Below are 18,012 nucleotides of genomic sequence, written 5' to 3'. Positions count from 1 at the left end.
CTACAGCAAGTCTCGAATGACCTGACGCGCGGTGCGCAGGTCGATCGTTTCGAACCCCTCGACGAAGCGATCGTAGACGCCGGCGACCACTTGGCGCCCATCGCTGCGCTCGCCTGTTTCAGCGAGCAGTCGAGCCAATGTCGTTGCCGACCGAAGTTCCCATGCCAGGGCAGACTGTTCGCGCGCCACGAGGAGCGCTTGGTTCAGACAATCCATCGCTTTCTCGCGGTCAGGCCTGGGTAGCGATACGAGGATTCGCGCCTTCGTTCTCAGGAGTTCCGGAAGATAGATACCCTCGCCGCTGCTATCCGCACGAGCGATGGCACCATTGATGACGGATAACGCTCCCTCGACGTCCCCGGACTTTCGCAAGCCTTCCGCAAGAGCGGCCATATAGCCCGTCGAATACACGTTGTGTCTTATGGCGGCGAGAGCTTCAAGGGCCGTGCGCAAGAGGCTTACGCCTGCTTTCAAATCGTCGCCAAGGAGCGCAAGCTCCCCCTTCAGCGCCATTCCGACTGCCTGATGCGGATCCAGCGAATGTTGCCTCGAATAGGCGATCAGCCGCTCGACGAGAGCGCCAGCCCTCTGCCATTCACCTGTCCAGATGAAGACCGAGCAACCGTAGGCGAGTGCGTAGCTGAGTGCGACCGGGTGATGCCGGCTATCGGCTTCATCGATGGCCTTTTGCGCGGTCCTCATGGCCTCATCGGCCAATCCGCGCAGCCACAAGGTACGGGCGAGTGGGACAATCGCCAAGCTCGGTGGTACAAATCCAAAGAAGCTGGCGTTGAACGCGCCGACCTCCATGGCCTGCATCAGGCTGCTCTCGAGATGGCTCTGCGCCGCGGCTTGATTACCCAGCAGGTGATTCGAGATGCCGAGCACCGTTTCCATCATGACGAGACCGGCGGGGACTTGAGCGGCCTTTGCGACTTCGCGACCTCGCTCGGCTACGGCCAGCGATTCCTGAATCCTGCCAGTCCGGATCAAAAATATATGAAGGCCCGTGAGCAGCTGCAGTTCCTGCTGTTTCTCGTTAGAGGCCTCCGCAAGGACGAGGCCACGTTCGATGGCGGACCGCACCTGATCGGTGCTTCCCTTTGCGAACATAGAGGAGAGCGCAAAGGCAGACTGCAGGAGCAGCTCGTGGCTCGCACCCTCCTTCACCTCGTGCAGCATCGAAAGGGCTCTTTCGCTCCATCGGCTGCACTCCTCCAGAAGCGATAGTTCAATGAATAGAGGCGCCGACCAGACAGCCAGCTGAACACCGACCTCGATATCTCTGCGGTTGCCAAGAGACCATTCGAGGGCGGCCCTCACATTGCTGATATGTTGAGCATATTCAGACAGGTCAGACCGGCCGAAGGTCGATCGAATCCTCTCGTCGCGGCGAACCAGTTCCGAGTACGTGAGTGCATGACGACGGCCCATGCGGTCTGTCTCGCCGCGCTCGTCCAATCTTGCCGCTGCGTACTCGCGGGTCGTTTCAAGCAGCCGGTAATAGGTCCGTCCTGAGACGAGGGATGTGGATATGAAGGACTTGGAAACCAAACCAACAATCGAATCGGCGATGTTTGACCACTCTGATTCCGCGTCCGAGATTATTGCGCAGGCGGCGTCGAGCGTGAACTCGCCAACGAACACCGAAAGCTTTGCCAGCACCTCTTTCTCAAAATCGGACAGCAGATTGTAGCTCCAGTCGATCAGCGCATTCAGGGTCTGGTGCCGTGGAAGCGCTGTGCGGCGACTTTGCCAGAGCAGCTTGAATCGATGGTCGAGCAGCTCCGCAATTCCCCGAATGCCGTAGGCTCCGGCGCGGCTGGCGACCAGCTCTATTGCGAATGCCAGGCCGTCGAGCCTCCGGCAGATCCTGGCAACGGTTGGAACGTCAGCATCTGGGATCTCGGCGCTGTAGCCGCTTGCGATTGCTCGCTCAATGAACAACTTGGCGGCTGGATACCGTAGCGCTTCAGCCAAGTTGAGATTGGCATCTTCGGGCGGGCATTCGAGCGGAAAGAGCAGGTGAACATATTCCCCGTTCACCTGCAGAGCTTCCCGGCTGGTCGTGAGGATTCGCGTCTCTGGCGTAGCCTCAATGACGCGCTCGGCCATGGCTGCCGTGCGCTCGATGACGTGCTCGCAGTTATCCAAAATGAGAAGCAGCTTCTTGTTCTCAAGGAAGGCCACGAGACTCGACAGCGGTTCCTGCGTGCGCAGCATAATCCCGAGTGTCGAGCCGATTGTCGTTAGCACCAACTCCGGATCGGTAATCGCGCTCAAGTTGACAAAGAACACCGCACCATCGAAGTGTTGCGAGAGATGGTGTCCAACCGCGACCGCGACAGTGGTCTTGCCGATCCCGCCCGCGCCAACAATGCTGACGAGGCGGCGTTTGACGATCTGTTCGCCAAGCGCGGCCACGGCCTCGTCTCGTCCCACCATGTGTGTCGGCCGCGGCGGCAGCGTGCGTCGATGGTCGGCTTCGGTAGGGCCATTGAGAGGTGGCGATAGATGACCCGTCGAGCGTGTCACGGGCGCGACAAATGAGTAGCCGCGCCCGGGAATGTTGGCGATGTAGCGGGCGCCGTCGCTGCCGTCGCCGAGGGCTTTGCGGAGGCCGGCGATATGGACGCGGAGGGTGCCTTCCTCGACGTTGATGTTCGGCCAGACACGCCCGACCAGATCGCGCTGCGACACGACCTCTCCGGCGCGATCGATCAGCGCAATCAGGATGTCCAGCGCACGACCGCCGACCTGAAGCGGCTTGTCTCCTTTCTTCACCAGCCGTTCGGTTGCAAGAAGAGTGAATGGGCCGAAAGAGATCACATCGTGCGCTCGAGCAGCCTGGCTTGGGTCTACCATGCGCGCACTCGCTTCCATGCCCTTGAGGGGGCTACATCCTAGAACGTCAATGCTGTGTTTTCAATGGAGTAACGGATCGACCCCCGCTGCGTGAGCTGGCAGCTGTCTTCGACATCAACTGTCGTCCACCGCAACGTGGTAGATTTTACGGCGGAACTGGGACATCAAGGCCGCCAACTCGCCGGAAAACGTTCTGGCCTCCGACACAGGCGGGAACTCGCTGCGGATCAAAGTGAGGAGCTCACTCAGCTGGAGAGGGGCCGGCCGGTTGCTGACGTGCAAGGCCTGCGAAGCAACCGTTGCCAGCATCGTAACCGCGGCATCCAGGCATCGCCCGGCCTCCTCCTGTGCCAGCCACGCGAGGCCGGTCAGCGGCGCGACATCGTTCTGCCCGAAGCCACCCGCTTCGCTTCCAGGTAGAAAGGTACGCTGCGCGTGGCGACGGGCTTCCTCCGCATAGCCAACTTGGACAAACCCCAGGATCCCGATATATCCATCGCCGGCCTGCAACTGGTCGGGCAGCAGCGAATAGCGGCCATCCAGCAGCTTCGTCGTGTGGCGCTCCGCCAGGGCGCACAGATCGGCACAGGCAGCTGCAAGGTTATCCAAGGCCGGATAGGCTCGGGCGTTGTGGAAACCGCCATTGCTGCAGACCCGGCCAAGCGGATAACCAGCCTCGGGCGGCAGGAAAACCGGATTGTCAGTGACCGACTGCAGCGAGCTTTCGGCGATCTCTTCGGCTTGGGCAATGGCGCGGCGGAGCTGCCCCAAGACGCGTGGGAGAATGCGATAGCTCACTGGAGCTTGGTACCGGCGCCGTTCCTTACCTCCATCCGGCAGCAGGGACCGCAGCTGCCGCAGCGCCTCCGCTTCGTAACGGTCACCCCACAATGCTTCGAAGACAGGATCGTATGCCTCGAGCGGCGCCATAATCGCTTCGGCCGAGAGAGCGAACACCTTCTCGACCAGCGACAGCCGGCGACGCATGGCGATCGCCGCATCGGCGATCAACGCGCTCGCCGCGGGGGAGCCGTTGACGAGAGAGAGTGCGTCCTTCTCCCCAAGGGGAAACCGCTCGGCCAATTCAGCGAAAAGAGGCCCGGCCCACAGAATCTCACCGGCACCGCCCTGTCCCGAAACCGAGACCTTCGGCAATGTCGCTCCGTCAAGCAGCGCAGCAACCGCGATCGCGAGCTCGGGTGTAATCGCCGCGTGGCCCTCGATGAAGTTTGCGAGGCGCGCGAGAACGATTCCACGTGTTACCCGCTCGGGCGCCGCTCGGCCGAAGGCTGCAACTGTATCCTTGGGCGCTCTTCGAGCGTGGACGCGCCGCGCTTCACCGTCCAGTCGAAAGCTGGCCTGATGGCCATAACCTGTCGTGACCCCGTAGATTGTCACATTCGGATCGCCATCGAGCAGACGAAGGAATTCCTCTCGTCGCTTCTTCATGCATTCGATGGCGACGCCCCCGAGCCGCAATCCTTGCCCTTGCCAGGCCACGCGGCGATAGAGATCCAGAGTGATATCGCGGCGAAAATTGATCTCCACGTGCATGGTTATCTGCTTGTCTAAGACGGATTGGCCGGTTGCGTCAGGACAGGCCCCTGCGATTGCTTAAGTCGATGCGACAAAGGCTCGCCGCCGTGGGCCTCGCAACGCTGGCCCTTGTACCTCAGACAGAAGAACAAGACCAGCGCTCCTGCTGCGGTCTGGTAACTCTGGAGGGCTACGAAAACCAGATCATCCTGTGCAATCGAATAGGCAAGCAGGAGCACTGCCGATACCATCCACATGACATAGGCCCTGGGGCTAAGGCCAGCGGAACAATGCTCTTTGATCAAATGGGCGATCTGGGGCATGTAGGCCACCACGGATAATGCGATCGCCGCAAAACCGAGCCACTCTATTGAAACGCTCATTGCACCCTCCAGCATCTCTTGATGCGTTTGGATTGCGGAAGCTGAACGCCCCTTCCTCAAGGGGCCAGCCCTCCCCAGCGTAGCCGATGGAGAGGGCTTTCGGCATCAGGCGGCGGCGCCGGCGCGCCGGGGCAGCTTCCAACCGTGACGCGGGAAGTGGCAGGTATAGCCGTTGGGGTAGCGCTCCAGGTAATCCTGGTGCTCCGGCTCGGCTTCCCAGAAGTCGCCGGCGGGGGACACCTTTGTCACGACGCGGCCTGGCCATAGGCCAGAGGCGTCAACATCGCCGATCGTCCCGAGCGCCTCCTCACGCTGCTCCTCGGTGACATAGAAAATCTCCGATCGGTACGAAACGCCGACATCGTTGCCTTGGCGATTGCGGGTGGTCGGATCGTGGATCTGGAAGAAAAACTCCAACAGATTGCGATAGCTGATGCGGTCTGGATCGAAGTCGATCTCGATGGACTCGGCGTGAGTTCCGTGGTTGCGATAGGTCGGGTTCGGCCCATCGCCACCGGTGTATCCGACACGTGTGCTGACGACGCCGGGCAGATTCCGGATCAGGTCCTGCATGCCCCAGAAGCAACCGCCGGCGAAGACGGCCCGTTCAAGCTCGCGTGTCATGTTAAGTCCTCCGTTTCTCGACATTGAAAATTGAAAGCAGGTCGCCATAGCCTTCGGCTTCCATATTCTCCCGCGCGATGAAGCGAAGCGACGCGGAATTGATGCAGTAGCGCAGGCCAGTTGAATCCGAGGGTCCGTCGGTGAAGACGTGACCAAGATGGCTGTCGCCGTGCTTTGAGCGCACTTCGACTCGGCGCATGCCATGGCTGTCGTCGGTTCGCTCGATCACATTCTCCTTGGTTATTGGGCGGGTAAAGCTCGGCCAGCCAGACCCGGAGTCATATTTGTGGATCGAAGCGAACAGTGGTTCTCCCGAGACCACGTCGACGTAGATGCCGGGCGCCTTGTTGTCGACATACTCGCCGGAGAACGGCATTTCGGTGCCGCACTGCTGTGTCACCCGGTACTGTTCCGGCGTCAACCGGCTGAGGCCTTCGTCGGTCTTCGCGTATTTTGCTCGCGCGCGCTCGATCGCGGCGATCAGCGCGGACCGGGATTGGAGGCCAACCAACGTTTCGACCTGGTTTCCGCCCTTGAACAGCACCAGGGTCGGAATAGTTCGGACGCCGAAGCGCGCGCTGGTTCGTGGATTGTCGTCGATGTTGATCTTCGCGACGGTAAGAGTTTTGCCGTACTCTCTTGCGAGTTCTTCCAAGACCGGAGCGATGGCGCGGCAAGGGCCGCACCAGGGCGCCCAGAAGTCGACTAAAACCAGGTCGCTTTTGTGGACAAGAGCGTCGAAGTCATTGTCGCTGATGTGAATCGGTTCATTGGCAATTAGGCTGGTCACGTCAGTATCCCTTCGGTTAGCGTCGTCGCCAGAACATCGTGCTGCGCCAGTCGTGATGCACGTTATGATCTGTGAAGAACTGCAATCGGTTTCTCGTGGCCTCGCATTCAAGCATTGACGCCCCGCCCGAATTCGGCGGCATGTAATTTCACGAAGTCACGCGCGGTCGTCGCCGTTCTGCCGGTAAGCCTTAAAAGGTCGTCCGTCATGCGGTCATACCGGCCCTGGGCGTGAAGATCGCCCATCACCGAGAGGTGGTTGATGACGTGCGTGGGCACCCCAGCAACCCGAAGCCCATCGGTCCACTCTGCGAGCGGCACGCTGCGATAGCGGATCGTACGCCCAAGTACCTCGGAAAAAACCCGTGCATAGTGGTCCAGATCGGCCGACTCGAACCCAGTCAGGTTGTAAATTTGGCCGATGTGCGGCGCGGGATCATCGAGGATCACGGATACGGCTCGTGCCACGTCAACAGCCGAGATCGGCGAGGTCTTGCCGTTGCCGAGCGGCAAAGCCAGTTCGTTCCTTTCCCTGACGCCGGCGGCGGCGAGACGCAGAAAGAAACCTTCGAGGAAGACCGTTGGCCGTACCGTGACGACGGGCAGACCGGACCAGGCCAACGCCTGCTCCGCCAGCCAGTGCAGCTTGTGCTGCGGGCTGTCGGTGGTCTTGGTGATGCTCATGGAGGTGACCGTCATCTGCGACATGTTCACGAAGGCTTGGACGCCGTGATGGCGGGCCACTGCCGCGGTGTTGACCGTGGCTTCGAGATATGCCGGCGACACGGACATTCCGAAATAGATGCGCGCGCAGCCTTCGGTCGCACGGTGCATCGAGCCGAGGTCCGTCAGGTCGCCCTGCACGACCTCGGCGCCGAGCCGCCGCAAAGCTTCAGAACGCTCATCCTCCCGCCGAACCAACGCGCGTACCTTATGTCCCTTGTCGAGCAGCATTGCGGTAAGGTTCCGGCCGATACCACCGAGGTCGCCGGCCGCTCCGGTGACGAGGATCGGGCCGTTATGCTTGGGTTCCATGTTTACGTCCTTGTGCTTGAATGGAGACTTCAGAGGTGATCACTCGGCAATTTCGAGGAGCGGCTTCTCCTTCTCCACAATGTAAGTGGCTAGTTCCGCGGCACTGACGCTGCCGACGTTCTTGACGGCGTGGACGCCTCCAGCCGGGATGAACAACACCTCGCCGGCCTTGAGCGTCACCGGCGGCTTACCATCTAGCCTATATTCCAGCACGCCTTCGACGACATAGACGATCTCTTCGCCGGGATGGGAGTGCCTCGGAAATTCAACTCCGGGAGCGAACTCAACGAGCACCTGGACCACCTCGCGTCCCGGTACGCTGAGATCGTGCCGCTGGAGATTGCTACGTTTTATATCCGCCTGCTGCGCCAGCGCGACGTGCGGCGCCCACACACTTGTGCAGATCAATGCCGCAGCCGCAACACTCAGACCCGTTTTCATATGGATGTCCTTTCGTGAGAATGGGTGCGCTTCGGGTTACGCCTGGACCCTGCAACGAGCGAGGGTGAGAGCGGCCTGAAAGATGATCGCGACGCCGATGCCAAACGCCTCGTGAAAGCCGACGTGGATCGGCACCACCGTGGGATCGAAGCCGCCGCCAGCTCCAAGACCTTTGAGCGGCAGAACGGCAAACCAGAATATCGCCAAAGGAGCGAGGCCGAAGACGAGCCCGCCTAGCCACCACCCGAAACGGGCGGTGAGCTGACGCTCGAGCAAGGCATATCCAATTCCCCAAAGCCCCGCCCAGAATCCTAGATTCAGTGTCTTCGGCACGCCGAGAGGCGGCACCGGATCGAGGCTGAAGGGTAATGCCGGCAACACGTGCGCTGCATAGAGAATGCTGCCGAAAGCGCCTTGGAAGATCAGATGCGACAGGAAGCCGGCGAAAAATCCGAGCAGGAGGCGCGAAGAGCTAGACATGAGAAAGTCCTTTCTGTGACAGGGTTCGTGTCAGCCGAAGTGGGCCAAGAAGCGCACCAGCCGCTTGGTGCGGTCGCCGAAGAGCTTCGGAGTGAAGAAGGCGCCAGCGGCGCGCTTGTTGATCTCTCCGAGCGTCGGATATGGCGCGATCATCCCGGCCAGCGCCTTGATGTTGAGTCCTTGGCCGATCGCCAGTGCCCACACCTGGATCAGCTCGCCGGCATGGGCGCCGAGAATCGATGCGCCGAGAATCTTGCCGGATTTCGTCGTCACCGCCTTGACCAGACCATCGCCATGCGTGGCGCGCGCCTGTTCCTCGGTCATGCGGCGGTGTTTGGCCGCCGCCCGGCCGCGATCAGAAGATGCGAGCCGGCAACCTGCTCCTCGCGGCCGTCTTTGGTTTCGAGCACCGCCACAACTCCGCTTCCCTCCGGCTCGACGCGGGCGATCTTCACCCGTTCTCGGATGGCGACGCCTTGGGCGACGAGATGCTGCCCCAGTAGTTGGGCAAGCTCGGGATCGTCCTTGGGGAGAACGCGCGCCGCCTCAAGCACGGTCACTACGGAGCCGAGCGATTGATGGGCCTGCGCCATCTCGAGGCCGATTGGGCCGGCGCCGATGATGATGAGGTGGCGCGGCAGCTCGGTATTTTCGAAAACCGTCTCGTTCGTAAAATAGGGGACGTTCTCGAGACCCGGAATTGGCGGCACCGCCGCACTTGACCCGGTGGCGATCACGAAGCGGCGGGCCCGGATCCGCGTTCCATCGACCATGACCTCCCGCAGCCCGACAAAGCGACCGGAGCCCTTGATCACCTTGACGCCGAGGCTTTCGAACCGCCCGACCGAGTCGTTGGGCGCGATGGCGGCGATCACGTCGTGGACGTGCCGGTTGACTGCCGCAAAATCAACATGCGGCGGCGCATATCCGACACTGAACGCCTGCGCGCGCCGCCAGCCACGGACGACCTTCCCTGCTGCAAGCAGGGCCTTGGACGGCACGCAGCCGGTATTGAGGCAGTCGCCACCCATCTTGTGGCGCTCGATCAGCACCGTCGAGGCGCCGAGCTGTGCCGCCCCGGCAGCCACCGATAGCCCACCTGACCCTGCGCCGATGACGCAGAGATCAACATCCAGATACATGCCGCTCATGACACCTTCTCCGTGGCATGAGAGAAGGTGCGCCGGAGCCGTTTGTAGATGACCGGGATCAGCGCCAGAACGACGAGGCCAATGATGGACAGCAGGACCTGTGGCTTGAGCAGCGCAGAGCCGTCCGGCGTACCGCCGCTGTCCAGGATGGCACCCAGGCCCGTTCCGACGCTGGCGAAGACCCAAGCCCCCGGAATGATGCCGACCAGAGTGCCGATGACGAAGGTCGAGAGACGGACGCCGAGAAACGCCAGCGCCAGGTTGACCAGCCAGAACGGAAACAGCGGGACCAGCCGAAGCACCAGCATGTAGCTGAGCTCGTCCTCACGGAAGCCTGCCTCCAGCTTCCGGAGAAACGGCCCGGCGCGGGAGCGCAGCAGATCGCCGAGCGCCGTCCTCGCCGCAAGGAAAACGACCGTGGCACCCAGCGTCGCTCCGACCACGTTGACGAGCCCGCCCAACCAGGTTCCGAAGAGGAAACCGCTCAGCGTCGAGAGCAGAAGGGCCGATGGCAGCGAGAATGCGGTGCAAAGAGCGTAGACCAGTACAAACACGATCGGAGCGGCAACGCCGAGCTCTTTCACGCGATCGGCCAGCCAATCGCGGTTGCGGGCCAGCTCCGCAAAGCTGAGATAGTCGAGCGTCCCGGTAAGCTTCAGACCAACGATGACGGCAGCAACCGCGATACCGATGGCAAGCAACCGGACCTTCAGCGACCTTGCCGCTGAAACACCGTGCGTTGTCTTAGCCATGATTCGTCTCGCCGGTCCGCGGCTTGGCCGACGGGACAAGTCGAACAATCTCGGCCGTAGGTCGTCTGATCACCAGTCCGTCGATTCCGTCGCGATAGCGGCTGCGCCAAGGGGTTTGGCGAACAGCCTGCGCCGCTTGCTGGCGACCCTCTCGTCGTCGCAGTAGGGCCGGTGCGAGTTCGATGATGTTCGTGGTCATCTGGTTACCTCTTTATACCGGATGCGATCCGATCGTATGCGCGTGACGTGGAAAGCCGTTTTCCGTTTTGACAGTCAACTTTCCGTGCGCTTGAGGGAGATCAGCGATCCGTAATGTTTCAGCAACTCACTTCGGATCTGGGAAAGTCACCTTCTGTTCGCCAGGATCCAGGACGAAGATCGCAAGCAGCTTGGCGGGTTCCGTGTCGCTGGCATTGCGTGAGACGCGGTGATGTGCGCCGGGCGTCTCGTACCAACTCTCACCTGCCCGGTACACGCGGGGCTCCTCGTCGTCGACGGCGCTGATGATCTCGCCAGACAGCACGTACGCATAGATGAACGCGGACTTCGCATGCGTGTGCGACGGGCTGGCGGCACCAGGCGGATACTCCACCTCAACGGCGATCAGCGATTTGCCGGCGACGTTCGGCAGTTCATGCTTGAAGATCGGAGTCGCTGTCTCATGGTTTGTGGTCTTATCGGCGTACGCCAGGATGGAAATTATGGTCAGACTGGCAACGACGACGACAGGTCCCAGTATCAGGTTTTTCACGATAGTCTCTCCTTTCTCGGGATGACTAATGTTTGGCGGCAGCCGGGGGGTTACGAAAACTGATCGCGAGCCGGTTGTAGGAATTCATCAGCCCGATCGCGATCGTGAGGTCGGCGAGCTGCTTCTGGTCGAAGACGGCGGCTGCCGCCTCATAGTCGGCATCCGGCACGCCCGTTTCGGCGACGCGCGTCACCGTCTCAGCCCAGGCGAGCGCCGCGCGTTCGGTTTCGTCGAACAGCGTGCCGCCCTCGCGCCAGGCCGGCACCAGCACCAGCTTCTCGACCGACACACCGTCCTTCAGCAGGTCGCGCGAATGCATGTCGATGCAGTAGGCGCAGCCATTGATCTGCGAGACCCTGAGGTAGACGAGGTCAACCAACGTCTTCGGCAGGCTTTGCCTGACGTGACCGTAGACGGCGCCGAGCGCCTTCACACCGGCGGGCGTTGCAGCATTGTAATCCATGCGTTGAGCCATCTTGGCATCTCCTAAGCAGAGGTGGTTGAGTGGCGCTTACCGCTCCCACCCATCGTTAAATGGAAAGCGCTTCGACCAGAATGTCTTCAGTCGCAGGTCAGCATCGACCCGGCGGACGATCTCGGCCATCCTCGGCGCGCTCTTGTAGAAACGTGTGCGCCCGGGCGCGAAGCGTGAGATGACCGCGACGTAGAGGTCGAGCACCGAGAGCTCGTCGCCCAGGATGTACCGGCCGGGAGTGATCTGTTCGTCCATCATGCGCCAGCACTCGGCTCGCCGGTTCTCGAGGCGATCGAGCACGTCCGGCGCTTGATCTTTGCTGGCCACGATTCGTGCCGGCTCGTCGATGATCCAGACGAGCGCGTAGATCGCCGCGGATACGTACACCATCCAGCGCAGATATTGCGCGCGCCGGGGGTCGCCGAGAGCAGGCGCAAGGCGCGCCTGCGGATGTAGATCGGCGAGGTGGATCAGGATCGCGGCGCTCTCGGTCAGGACCTCGCCGCTCGACAGCACCACCGCCGGGACCTGGCGCAGTGGATTGACCATCTCGACCAGCTTACGCGCCGCTTCATCCTCCCAAGTGACGGCCTCGATCATCTCGTAGGGAATTCCGAGTAGCGTCAGTGTGGCTTCGATTGGCACCGAGCCCGAGCCGACCGCGCAGAAGATCTTGAGCATGAGTGCCTCACCTAGTTCTTCAAGATCGGATAGCCCTGGACGTAGGTGAAGTCTTGGTCGCGGGCCGGCTCGTGGCACGACAGGCAGTCCTGTCGATAGTCAGTCGTGACGGTCTTGCGGGTTTCTGTTCCTTCATAGAAGGCCCAGCCCCAGCCATCACCCCAGAGTGGCGAGCTGCCGGCGAATTTGTTCGCCGCGTCCTTCACCATGACAAAGCGCCCGACCAGCGTGTCGGCATAGCTTGCGGTGCCGGTCGTGAAGGCTTCGGTCTTGGTGGCAAAGACGTCTTTGACCAGGACGGCGCCGTCCGGGAACTTGCCCGTCTTACGATATGCGTCCAGGTCTTCCCGTTTCGTATAGACGACGTGGAATTCCTTGGCGCCCGCCTCCGGATCGTCGGCCAGCACCGAGAAGGAGCCCAGAAAAGCCCAGTCCCGGCGGTAGTCGGCATCCGGCACCTGCAGGAGGGCATCCGAGGACGACACGGCAGATGTTGGCTCGGACTCTGCGAGAACGGCCGTCCCGGCAAGTGCGACGGACAGCGCCAGCATCGTCGCGGGGAGCGACCAGATAATCGCGTGCGAGGATTCTTTTGCGGTCATGATGCTCTTCCTGTCCTTGCTTGAGCCGCTGCGTTAGGCGTGGGCTCGGTCGTGGCCGGTTGGTGCCCATCATGTAAGCGAGGCACGGGGCGAAGCGCCCGTTAAGGCTTGTGAAACCCTGTTCGGCCCCTGGGGAGGGATCGGCGGCAGAGGGCGGCGGCCTTGATTAACGAATTGTCCGCTCCGGGATTTGCATCGCGGATTGCGCTCGTAATTTTGGCCGATTCTGCAGCAGTTTCTGTGCGTTCAGGGCCGTTAAATTCCGTTATACGAGCGTGATGGAGGGGCGAAGAATCACTCCCATTCTGGCGCTCAACTGCCCTTCTCGTTCTCCAGCACGAACCTCCCTGCCGGCGCAGACGCAACATTTCGCATCAGCGGTCCTGCGGATATTCGCAACCCTTAACGCGACTGCGGCGTGGCGTTGGCGGAGACTTCACCTGCCAACACGGAGCCGACGAAGATGAGAAAGCCGATCACCGTTCTGTCCATTCTCGTTGTTGCAGCCATGACCCTCGGCACTGCAGTCGCCGAGCACTTCGAAAAGCGCGCGCAGCACGATCGCTTGTCCTTTGGCGACGCCGACTACATCACTTCTCCTGCACAATAAGAGGCGCCCGATGAAGCACGTTCAGCGAGCACACACAACGTCGGAACCCCACGGTCTGCTGTTGTTCTCGATCGCGTTGTTCCTGATATCGCCGATCGAGACCGCTGAAGAGCACGCCGTCATCCAGGCGCCTCTATTCGTTGCGAACGCATCCGCATCCGACATGAGGAATTGAGATCATGATGTACAGGATATCGCACTACCCCGAATTCTTGTCCGAACGGCTGTCGGCTGTCGAGGATATCGGACGTACCTGGATCGCCACCGCCGTCATAGTCGCCGCTTTGGCATTTGGAATGTCGCTCATCCAGTGAGCCTGGCGACCAGGCAGCAGGAAAGGAACGTGTCATGACAATGGTTGCAGCCCGCACGGCAGGCGCACTCATTCAGCAATCGCATGCGAACCTAGTCTTCATCGCCTTAGTCGGCGCAATGCTCATCGGAGGTGTGCCGTCTGTGAAGGCCGATGAGTCATCGGGACCAAAGGTCACCGCCGCCAAACCGATTGCTCAGACCGTCCCGGCTTGGGACGAATACACCGGCCGTTTCGAAGCCATTCAGCAGGTGGAGATCCGGCCACGCGTCTCTGGCGCTGTCGATTCGATCCACTTCGCCGACGGCCAGCTCGTGAAACAGGGCGACCTCCTGTTCGTGATCGATCCCAGGCCCTTTCAGATCGCGGTCGACAGTGCGAAGGCGGATGTGGCGAGGGCCAAGGCTCAGGTGAAGGTTGCCGCTTACGACGTCAAGCGCGCCCAGCAACTGGTCAAGAGCAAGGTCATTTCACAGAGTGAGGCCGAGCATCGCGATGCGGATCTCAGCGTGGCCCAGGCGGAACAGCTCAGGGCCGAGGCAGCCTTGCGCAACGCCGAACTGAATCTGGAATGGTCGCACGTTCGGGCGCCGATCTCCGGCCGGGTCTCCGACCATCGCGTCGACATCGGCAACCTCGTGAAAGGCGGACAGGCTGACGCCACGCTGTTGACCACCGTTGTGTCTCTCAACCCGATCCACTTCGTGTTCGACGCTTCCGAGGCCGATTATATCCGGTATGCCCGCTTGTCAGCCGATGGAAAGCGCGAGCTGTCGAGGGATGTCGGCCACCCGGTCATGGTCCGGCTCGCGGATGAGCCGGACTGGAGCCTTGGACGCTCCGGCACCATGAACTTCGTCGACAACCAGCTCAATGCCCGTGGCGGCAGCATCCGCGGCCGGGCACTCATCCAGAACAAGGATCTGTTCCTGATTCCGGGCACATTCGGACGTCTTCGCCTCTTCGGGGGCAACATGGATGCGTTGCTCATTCCCGACAAAACCATCCTCTCGGATCAGGACAAGAAGATCGTCTTCGTCGTCGATGAGAACAACACGATCGTGCAAAGAACCGTGACGCTGGGTCCAATTTACCAGGACTTGCGCGTGGTGCTCGACGGCCTGACCAGCAACGACCTGGTCGTGATCGAAGGCGTCGCAAATCCGTTCGTCCGTCCCGGTGTGAAGGTCCAGATGGAGCAGGTGACGATCGCCTCTCCTTTGAATACCGCTGCCAACTAGCCCAGGCTCGAGGAGCAAAGCCATGCGCATCTCCCACTTCTTCATCGAGCGGCCGGTCTTTGCCGCGGTGCTTTCGGTCTTGCTGATCATCGCCGGCGCCATCGCGCAGCGGTCCTTGCCGGTGGCGGAGTATCCGGACATTGCGCCGCCGACGGTCAACATCTCGACCTACTATCCGGGCGCATCCGCCGAGGTCATCGCGGAAACCGTAGCCACACCTCTCGAGCAGAAGGTCAATGGCGTCGACGACATGCTCTACATGACCTCCCAGTCCACGGGCGACGGCAAGCTCTCGATCGATGTCGTCTTCAAGCCGGGCACTGATGTCGACAAAGCCCAGGTTCTGGTGCAGAACCGGGTCGCAGTCGCGACCCCGCGCCTGCCGCAGGACGTGATCCGACAGGGCGTCACGGTAGAGAAGGCGTCCCCCGACCTGATGATGGTCGTCCATATGATCTCGCCGGATAACTCGCGCGATCACAACTACATCTCGAACTATGCGACCCTGTATGTGAAGGACCGGCTGTCGCGTGTCGATGGCGTCGGCAATGTCCAGATTCTCGGCGCCCGGGACTATTCCATGCGCGTGTGGCTCGATCCGGGCAAAGTGGCCGCCCGAGGCCTCACGGCCGGCGAAGTCGTAGCGGCGCTCCAGGCCGCTAACCTCCAGGTGGCCGCAGGCGCCATCAATCAGCCGCCTGCGGAACCCGAGGGCGCGTTCCAGCTGTCGGTTCAGACGTTGGGGCGCCTCAAGACCCCGGAGCAATTCGGCGAGATCGTGATCCGGGCCGATGAAGACGGCTATGTCCGCGTCCGCGACGTGGCCCGCGTCGAGCTCGGCGCTCAGGACTATACCATCAACACCTATCTCGACCGGGATCCCGCCACGGCTCTGCTGATCTACCAGCGGCCGGGCTCCAATGCGCTTGCCACGGCGGAGGGCGTCAAAGCTGTTATGGCGGAAGTTGAGGCCGACTTCCCTCCGGGGCTTGACTACAAGATCGTCTACAATCCGACGGAGTTCATACAGGAGTCCGTCGATGCGGTGGTGGCGACGCTGCTCGAGGCTGTCGTCCTGGTGGTCCTCGTCGTCGTCATCTTTCTTCAGACCTGGCGTGCCGCCATCATCCCGGTCATCGCCATTCCGGTCTCCTTGATCGGCTGCTTCCTGATCATGAGCGGCACGGGATTGACCTTCAACACGCTGTCGTTGTTCGGGATTGTTCTGGCGATCGGCATCGTGGTCGATGATGCGATCGTGGTGGTCGAGAACGTCGAGCGTTACCTGGCGCAGGGCATGAGCGCGAAGGAGGCTGCCCATAAGACCATGGACGAGGTCGGTGGAGCCTTGGTAGCGATCGCCCTGGTTCTGTGCGCTGTTTTCATCCCGGCGGCGTATATCAGCGGGCTGCAGGGTGCCTTCTACAAGCAGTTTGCAATCACGATTGCCGGAGCGACACTGATCTCCGCCTTCGTCTCATTGACCCTGTCTCCTGCGATGGCGGCGATCCTTTTGAAGCCCCACCAGCCGCATCAAGCACGGCGCGGGCTCATTCACCGCATCACGGCTCCCGTGCGCTGGTTCTTCACTGGGTTCAACTGGGCGTTCGACAAGCTCAGCACCGGGTACGGTCGCCTCACGGGGCGGCTGATCAAGATCGGGGCCGTCCTGCTCATCGTCTATGCCGGCTTGATTTACTTTACCTTTGATATACTGGGCAAGACACCGACCGGCCTCATTCCGCAGCTTGACCGCGGGTATCTGATCGCCGCCTTCCAGCTGCCGCCGGGCGCGTCCCTCGACCGCACCGACAAGGTGTTGCGCCAAGCGGCCGACATCATTCTCCCGCGCAAGGGCGTCCAGACCGTTGATCCGTTCGTTGGATTCGATGGAGCAACCTTCACCAACCAGACCAACACCGGTGTGATCTTCATCGTTCTCAAACCCTTCAAGGAGCGGGTCAAGGAAGGTCTAACCGCTGCCAAGATATTGGCCGACGTGCGCGAGCAGCTCACTGTCCTCGGGGATGCCTTCGTCTTCGTGCTTGAGCCGCCGTCGGTGCCTGGCATCGGAACCGGGGGCGGCCTCAAGGGCTACGTCCAGGATCGGTCCGGCCGCGGCCTGCCGGCCCTCGAGAATGCCACATGGGATGTGGTCGGCGAGGTGGGGAGCAATCCTGGGTTTACCCAGGCGTTCACGCTGTTCAATACCCGGACCCCGCAGATCTATGCCGATGTCGACCGCACGAAGGCCGAGTTGCTGGGTGTTCCGATTTCCGGGGTGTTCGAAGCACTGTCCGTCTACATGGGATCGGCTTACATCAACGACTTCAACTTCCTTGGGCGCACCTATCAGGTGAATGCCCAGGCGGACAATGAATTCCGCCTGTCCGCCCGCGACCTTGCCAACCTGAAGACGCGAAACAAGTTCGGGGAAATGGTGCCGATCGGCTCCGTCGCCACACTCAAGGATTCGACCGGCCCGTCTCGCGTGACCCGTTTTAATCTCTTCCCTGCCGCCGAGCTGCAGGTCAGTCTTGCCCGTGGCTTCTCGTCGGGCCAGGGCATCGCTGCGGTCGAAGCGGCAACAGAGGCAAAGCTGCCGCACGGCTTCGGCTTCGAATGGACCGAAATCGCGCTTCAGGAGAAGCTTGCCGGCAATACAGCGCTCATCGCGTTTGGTCTTGCTGTCCTGTTTGTCTTCCTGCTGCTGGCCGCGCTGTATGAAAGCTGGTTGCTGCCGGTTGCTGTCATCCTCATCGTGCCGATGTGTATTCTGGCCGCGATGATCGGCGTCTCCTATCGGGACTTGGACCGCAACATCCTGGCGGATATCGGCCTCATCGTTCTCGTTGGGTTGGCGGCGAAGAACGCCATTCTGATCGTGGAATTCGCCAAGCAGGCCGAGGATGCCGGGGAGACGCCGGTCCAAGCTGCCATCTCTGCGGCGCGGACCCGGTTACGGCCTATCCTCATGACCTCCTTCGCGTTCATATTCGGCGTCATCCCCCTGGTGATCGCCGAGGGTGCCGGCGCCGAGATGCGCCAGTCGCTGGGCACCGCGGTGTTCGCCGGCATGCTCGGTGTGACGATCTTCGGGCTTTTGTTCACTCCGACGTTCTACGTCGTGGTCCGCTTTATCGGTGCCCGGCTCGGCCGGTTGCGGCGTGCGGGAGCTCGATCCAAGCAGATCGTGCTCGCCCTCCCTGCTCCGGTCAGGAGCAGCGAGCCGAACCTCTCTGGTCAGCACAATGGGAATGCGCAGTAACGCGGGTCCGCAGGT

At 61.5% G+C, this 18,012-nt stretch carries 19 protein-coding genes; 4 read left to right on the top strand and 15 right to left on the bottom strand.

The window, feature by feature from the left end; genetic code table 11:
- The 15 genes from DTX69_RS14935 to DTX69_RS14870 all read right to left on the bottom strand — a co-directional run bounded on the left by DTX69_RS14935 (position 1) and on the right by DTX69_RS14870 (position 12,565).
- Complete coding sequence (locus DTX69_RS14935; protein WP_162917190.1) at positions 1–2,865, bottom strand: ATP-binding protein; 2,865 nt, start codon at positions 2,863–2,865, stop codon at positions 1–3.
- A 114-nt stretch (positions 2,866–2,979) separates the two neighbouring features.
- Positions 2,980–4,419 (bottom strand): aromatic amino acid lyase, encoded by a 1,440-nt coding sequence (locus tag DTX69_RS14930; protein WP_119302321.1) that lies wholly within the window; start codon positions 4,417–4,419, stop codon positions 2,980–2,982.
- Between the two features lie 14 nt (positions 4,420–4,433).
- Complete coding sequence (locus DTX69_RS14925; RefSeq protein WP_162917189.1) at positions 4,434–4,784, bottom strand: PQ-loop repeat-containing protein; 351 nt, start codon at positions 4,782–4,784, stop codon at positions 4,434–4,436.
- A 105-nt stretch (positions 4,785–4,889) separates the two neighbouring features.
- Positions 4,890–5,408, bottom strand: coding sequence for a peptide-methionine (S)-S-oxide reductase MsrA (gene msrA / locus DTX69_RS14920; RefSeq protein ID WP_119302319.1), 519 nt, complete (start codon positions 5,406–5,408; stop codon positions 4,890–4,892).
- Position 5,409: 1 nt separating this feature from the next.
- Positions 5,410–6,309, bottom strand: coding sequence for a peptide-methionine (R)-S-oxide reductase MsrB (msrB, locus tag DTX69_RS31200; RefSeq protein ID WP_119302318.1), 900 nt, complete (start codon positions 6,307–6,309; stop codon positions 5,410–5,412).
- The gene (locus tag DTX69_RS14910) at positions 6,306–7,232 is read right to left on the bottom strand and encodes an NmrA family NAD(P)-binding protein (protein WP_119302317.1); all 927 of its coding nucleotides are present in this window, start codon (positions 7,230–7,232) and stop codon (positions 6,306–6,308) included. The genes msrB and DTX69_RS14910 overlap by 4 nt, the downstream gene beginning before the upstream one ends.
- A gap of 39 nt (positions 7,233–7,271) precedes the next feature.
- Complete coding sequence (locus tag DTX69_RS14905; protein WP_119302316.1) at positions 7,272–7,673, bottom strand: cupin domain-containing protein; 402 nt, start codon at positions 7,671–7,673, stop codon at positions 7,272–7,274.
- Between the two features lie 36 nt (positions 7,674–7,709).
- On the bottom strand, positions 7,710–8,153 hold the full coding sequence (locus DTX69_RS14900; protein ID WP_119302315.1) for a hypothetical protein: 444 nt from the start codon (positions 8,151–8,153) through the stop codon (positions 7,710–7,712).
- A gap of 30 nt (positions 8,154–8,183) precedes the next feature.
- Complete coding sequence (locus tag DTX69_RS30905) at positions 8,184–8,477, bottom strand: hypothetical protein (RefSeq protein ID WP_322090893.1); 294 nt, start codon at positions 8,475–8,477, stop codon at positions 8,184–8,186.
- A complete protein-coding gene (locus DTX69_RS14895) occupies positions 8,474–9,241 on the bottom strand; it encodes an FAD-dependent oxidoreductase (protein WP_322090892.1) in 768 nt (255 codons plus the stop codon). Before DTX69_RS14895 ends, DTX69_RS30905 begins: the two co-directional genes overlap by 4 nt.
- 59 nt (positions 9,242–9,300) lie before the next feature.
- Entirely contained in the window at positions 9,301–10,056 is a 756-nt protein-coding gene (locus tag DTX69_RS14890) for a TVP38/TMEM64 family protein (protein WP_119302314.1), read from the bottom strand.
- A gap of 325 nt (positions 10,057–10,381) precedes the next feature.
- Positions 10,382–10,807, bottom strand: a complete 426-nt coding sequence (locus DTX69_RS14885; RefSeq protein WP_284735786.1) for a cupin domain-containing protein — start codon at positions 10,805–10,807, stop codon at positions 10,382–10,384.
- A 25-nt stretch (positions 10,808–10,832) separates the two neighbouring features.
- A complete protein-coding gene (locus tag DTX69_RS14880) occupies positions 10,833–11,282 on the bottom strand; it encodes a carboxymuconolactone decarboxylase family protein (RefSeq protein WP_119302313.1) in 450 nt (149 codons plus the stop codon).
- Between the two features lie 36 nt (positions 11,283–11,318).
- The gene (locus DTX69_RS14875) at positions 11,319–11,963 is read right to left on the bottom strand and encodes a glutathione S-transferase family protein (RefSeq protein ID WP_119302312.1); all 645 of its coding nucleotides are present in this window, start codon (positions 11,961–11,963) and stop codon (positions 11,319–11,321) included.
- An 11-nt stretch (positions 11,964–11,974) separates the two neighbouring features.
- Positions 11,975–12,565 carry a cytochrome P460 family protein gene (locus DTX69_RS14870; protein ID WP_284735785.1) on the bottom strand — a complete coding sequence of 197 codons (591 nt, stop codon included), beginning with the start codon at positions 12,563–12,565 and terminating at the stop codon, positions 11,975–11,977.
- 463 nt (positions 12,566–13,028) lie between these two features.
- Between DTX69_RS14870 and DTX69_RS14865 the strand changes: the two genes are divergently transcribed.
- The 4 genes from DTX69_RS14865 to DTX69_RS14855 all read left to right on the top strand — a co-directional run bounded on the left by DTX69_RS14865 (position 13,029) and on the right by DTX69_RS14855 (position 17,997).
- Positions 13,029–13,175, top strand: a complete 147-nt coding sequence (locus DTX69_RS14865) for a hypothetical protein (RefSeq protein ID WP_162917188.1) — start codon at positions 13,029–13,031, stop codon at positions 13,173–13,175.
- A 179-nt stretch (positions 13,176–13,354) separates the two neighbouring features.
- On the top strand, positions 13,355–13,489 hold the full coding sequence (locus DTX69_RS30670; RefSeq protein ID WP_284735784.1) for a hypothetical protein: 135 nt from the start codon (positions 13,355–13,357) through the stop codon (positions 13,487–13,489).
- 34 nt (positions 13,490–13,523) lie between these two features.
- A complete protein-coding gene (locus DTX69_RS14860) occupies positions 13,524–14,729 on the top strand; it encodes an efflux RND transporter periplasmic adaptor subunit (RefSeq protein ID WP_284735783.1) in 1,206 nt (401 codons plus the stop codon).
- Positions 14,730–14,751: 22 nt separating this feature from the next.
- A complete protein-coding gene (locus DTX69_RS14855) occupies positions 14,752–17,997 on the top strand; it encodes an efflux RND transporter permease subunit (protein WP_119302310.1) in 3,246 nt (1,081 codons plus the stop codon).
- The last annotated feature ends 15 nt before the right edge of the window (positions 17,998–18,012 follow it).

This window comes from Dongia deserti, assembly GCF_003574735.1.
GTDB classification, from domain to species: Bacteria; Pseudomonadota; Alphaproteobacteria; order Dongiales; family Dongiaceae; genus Dongia_A; species Dongia_A deserti.
This window is presented reverse-complemented; position numbering and strand designations above follow the sequence as displayed.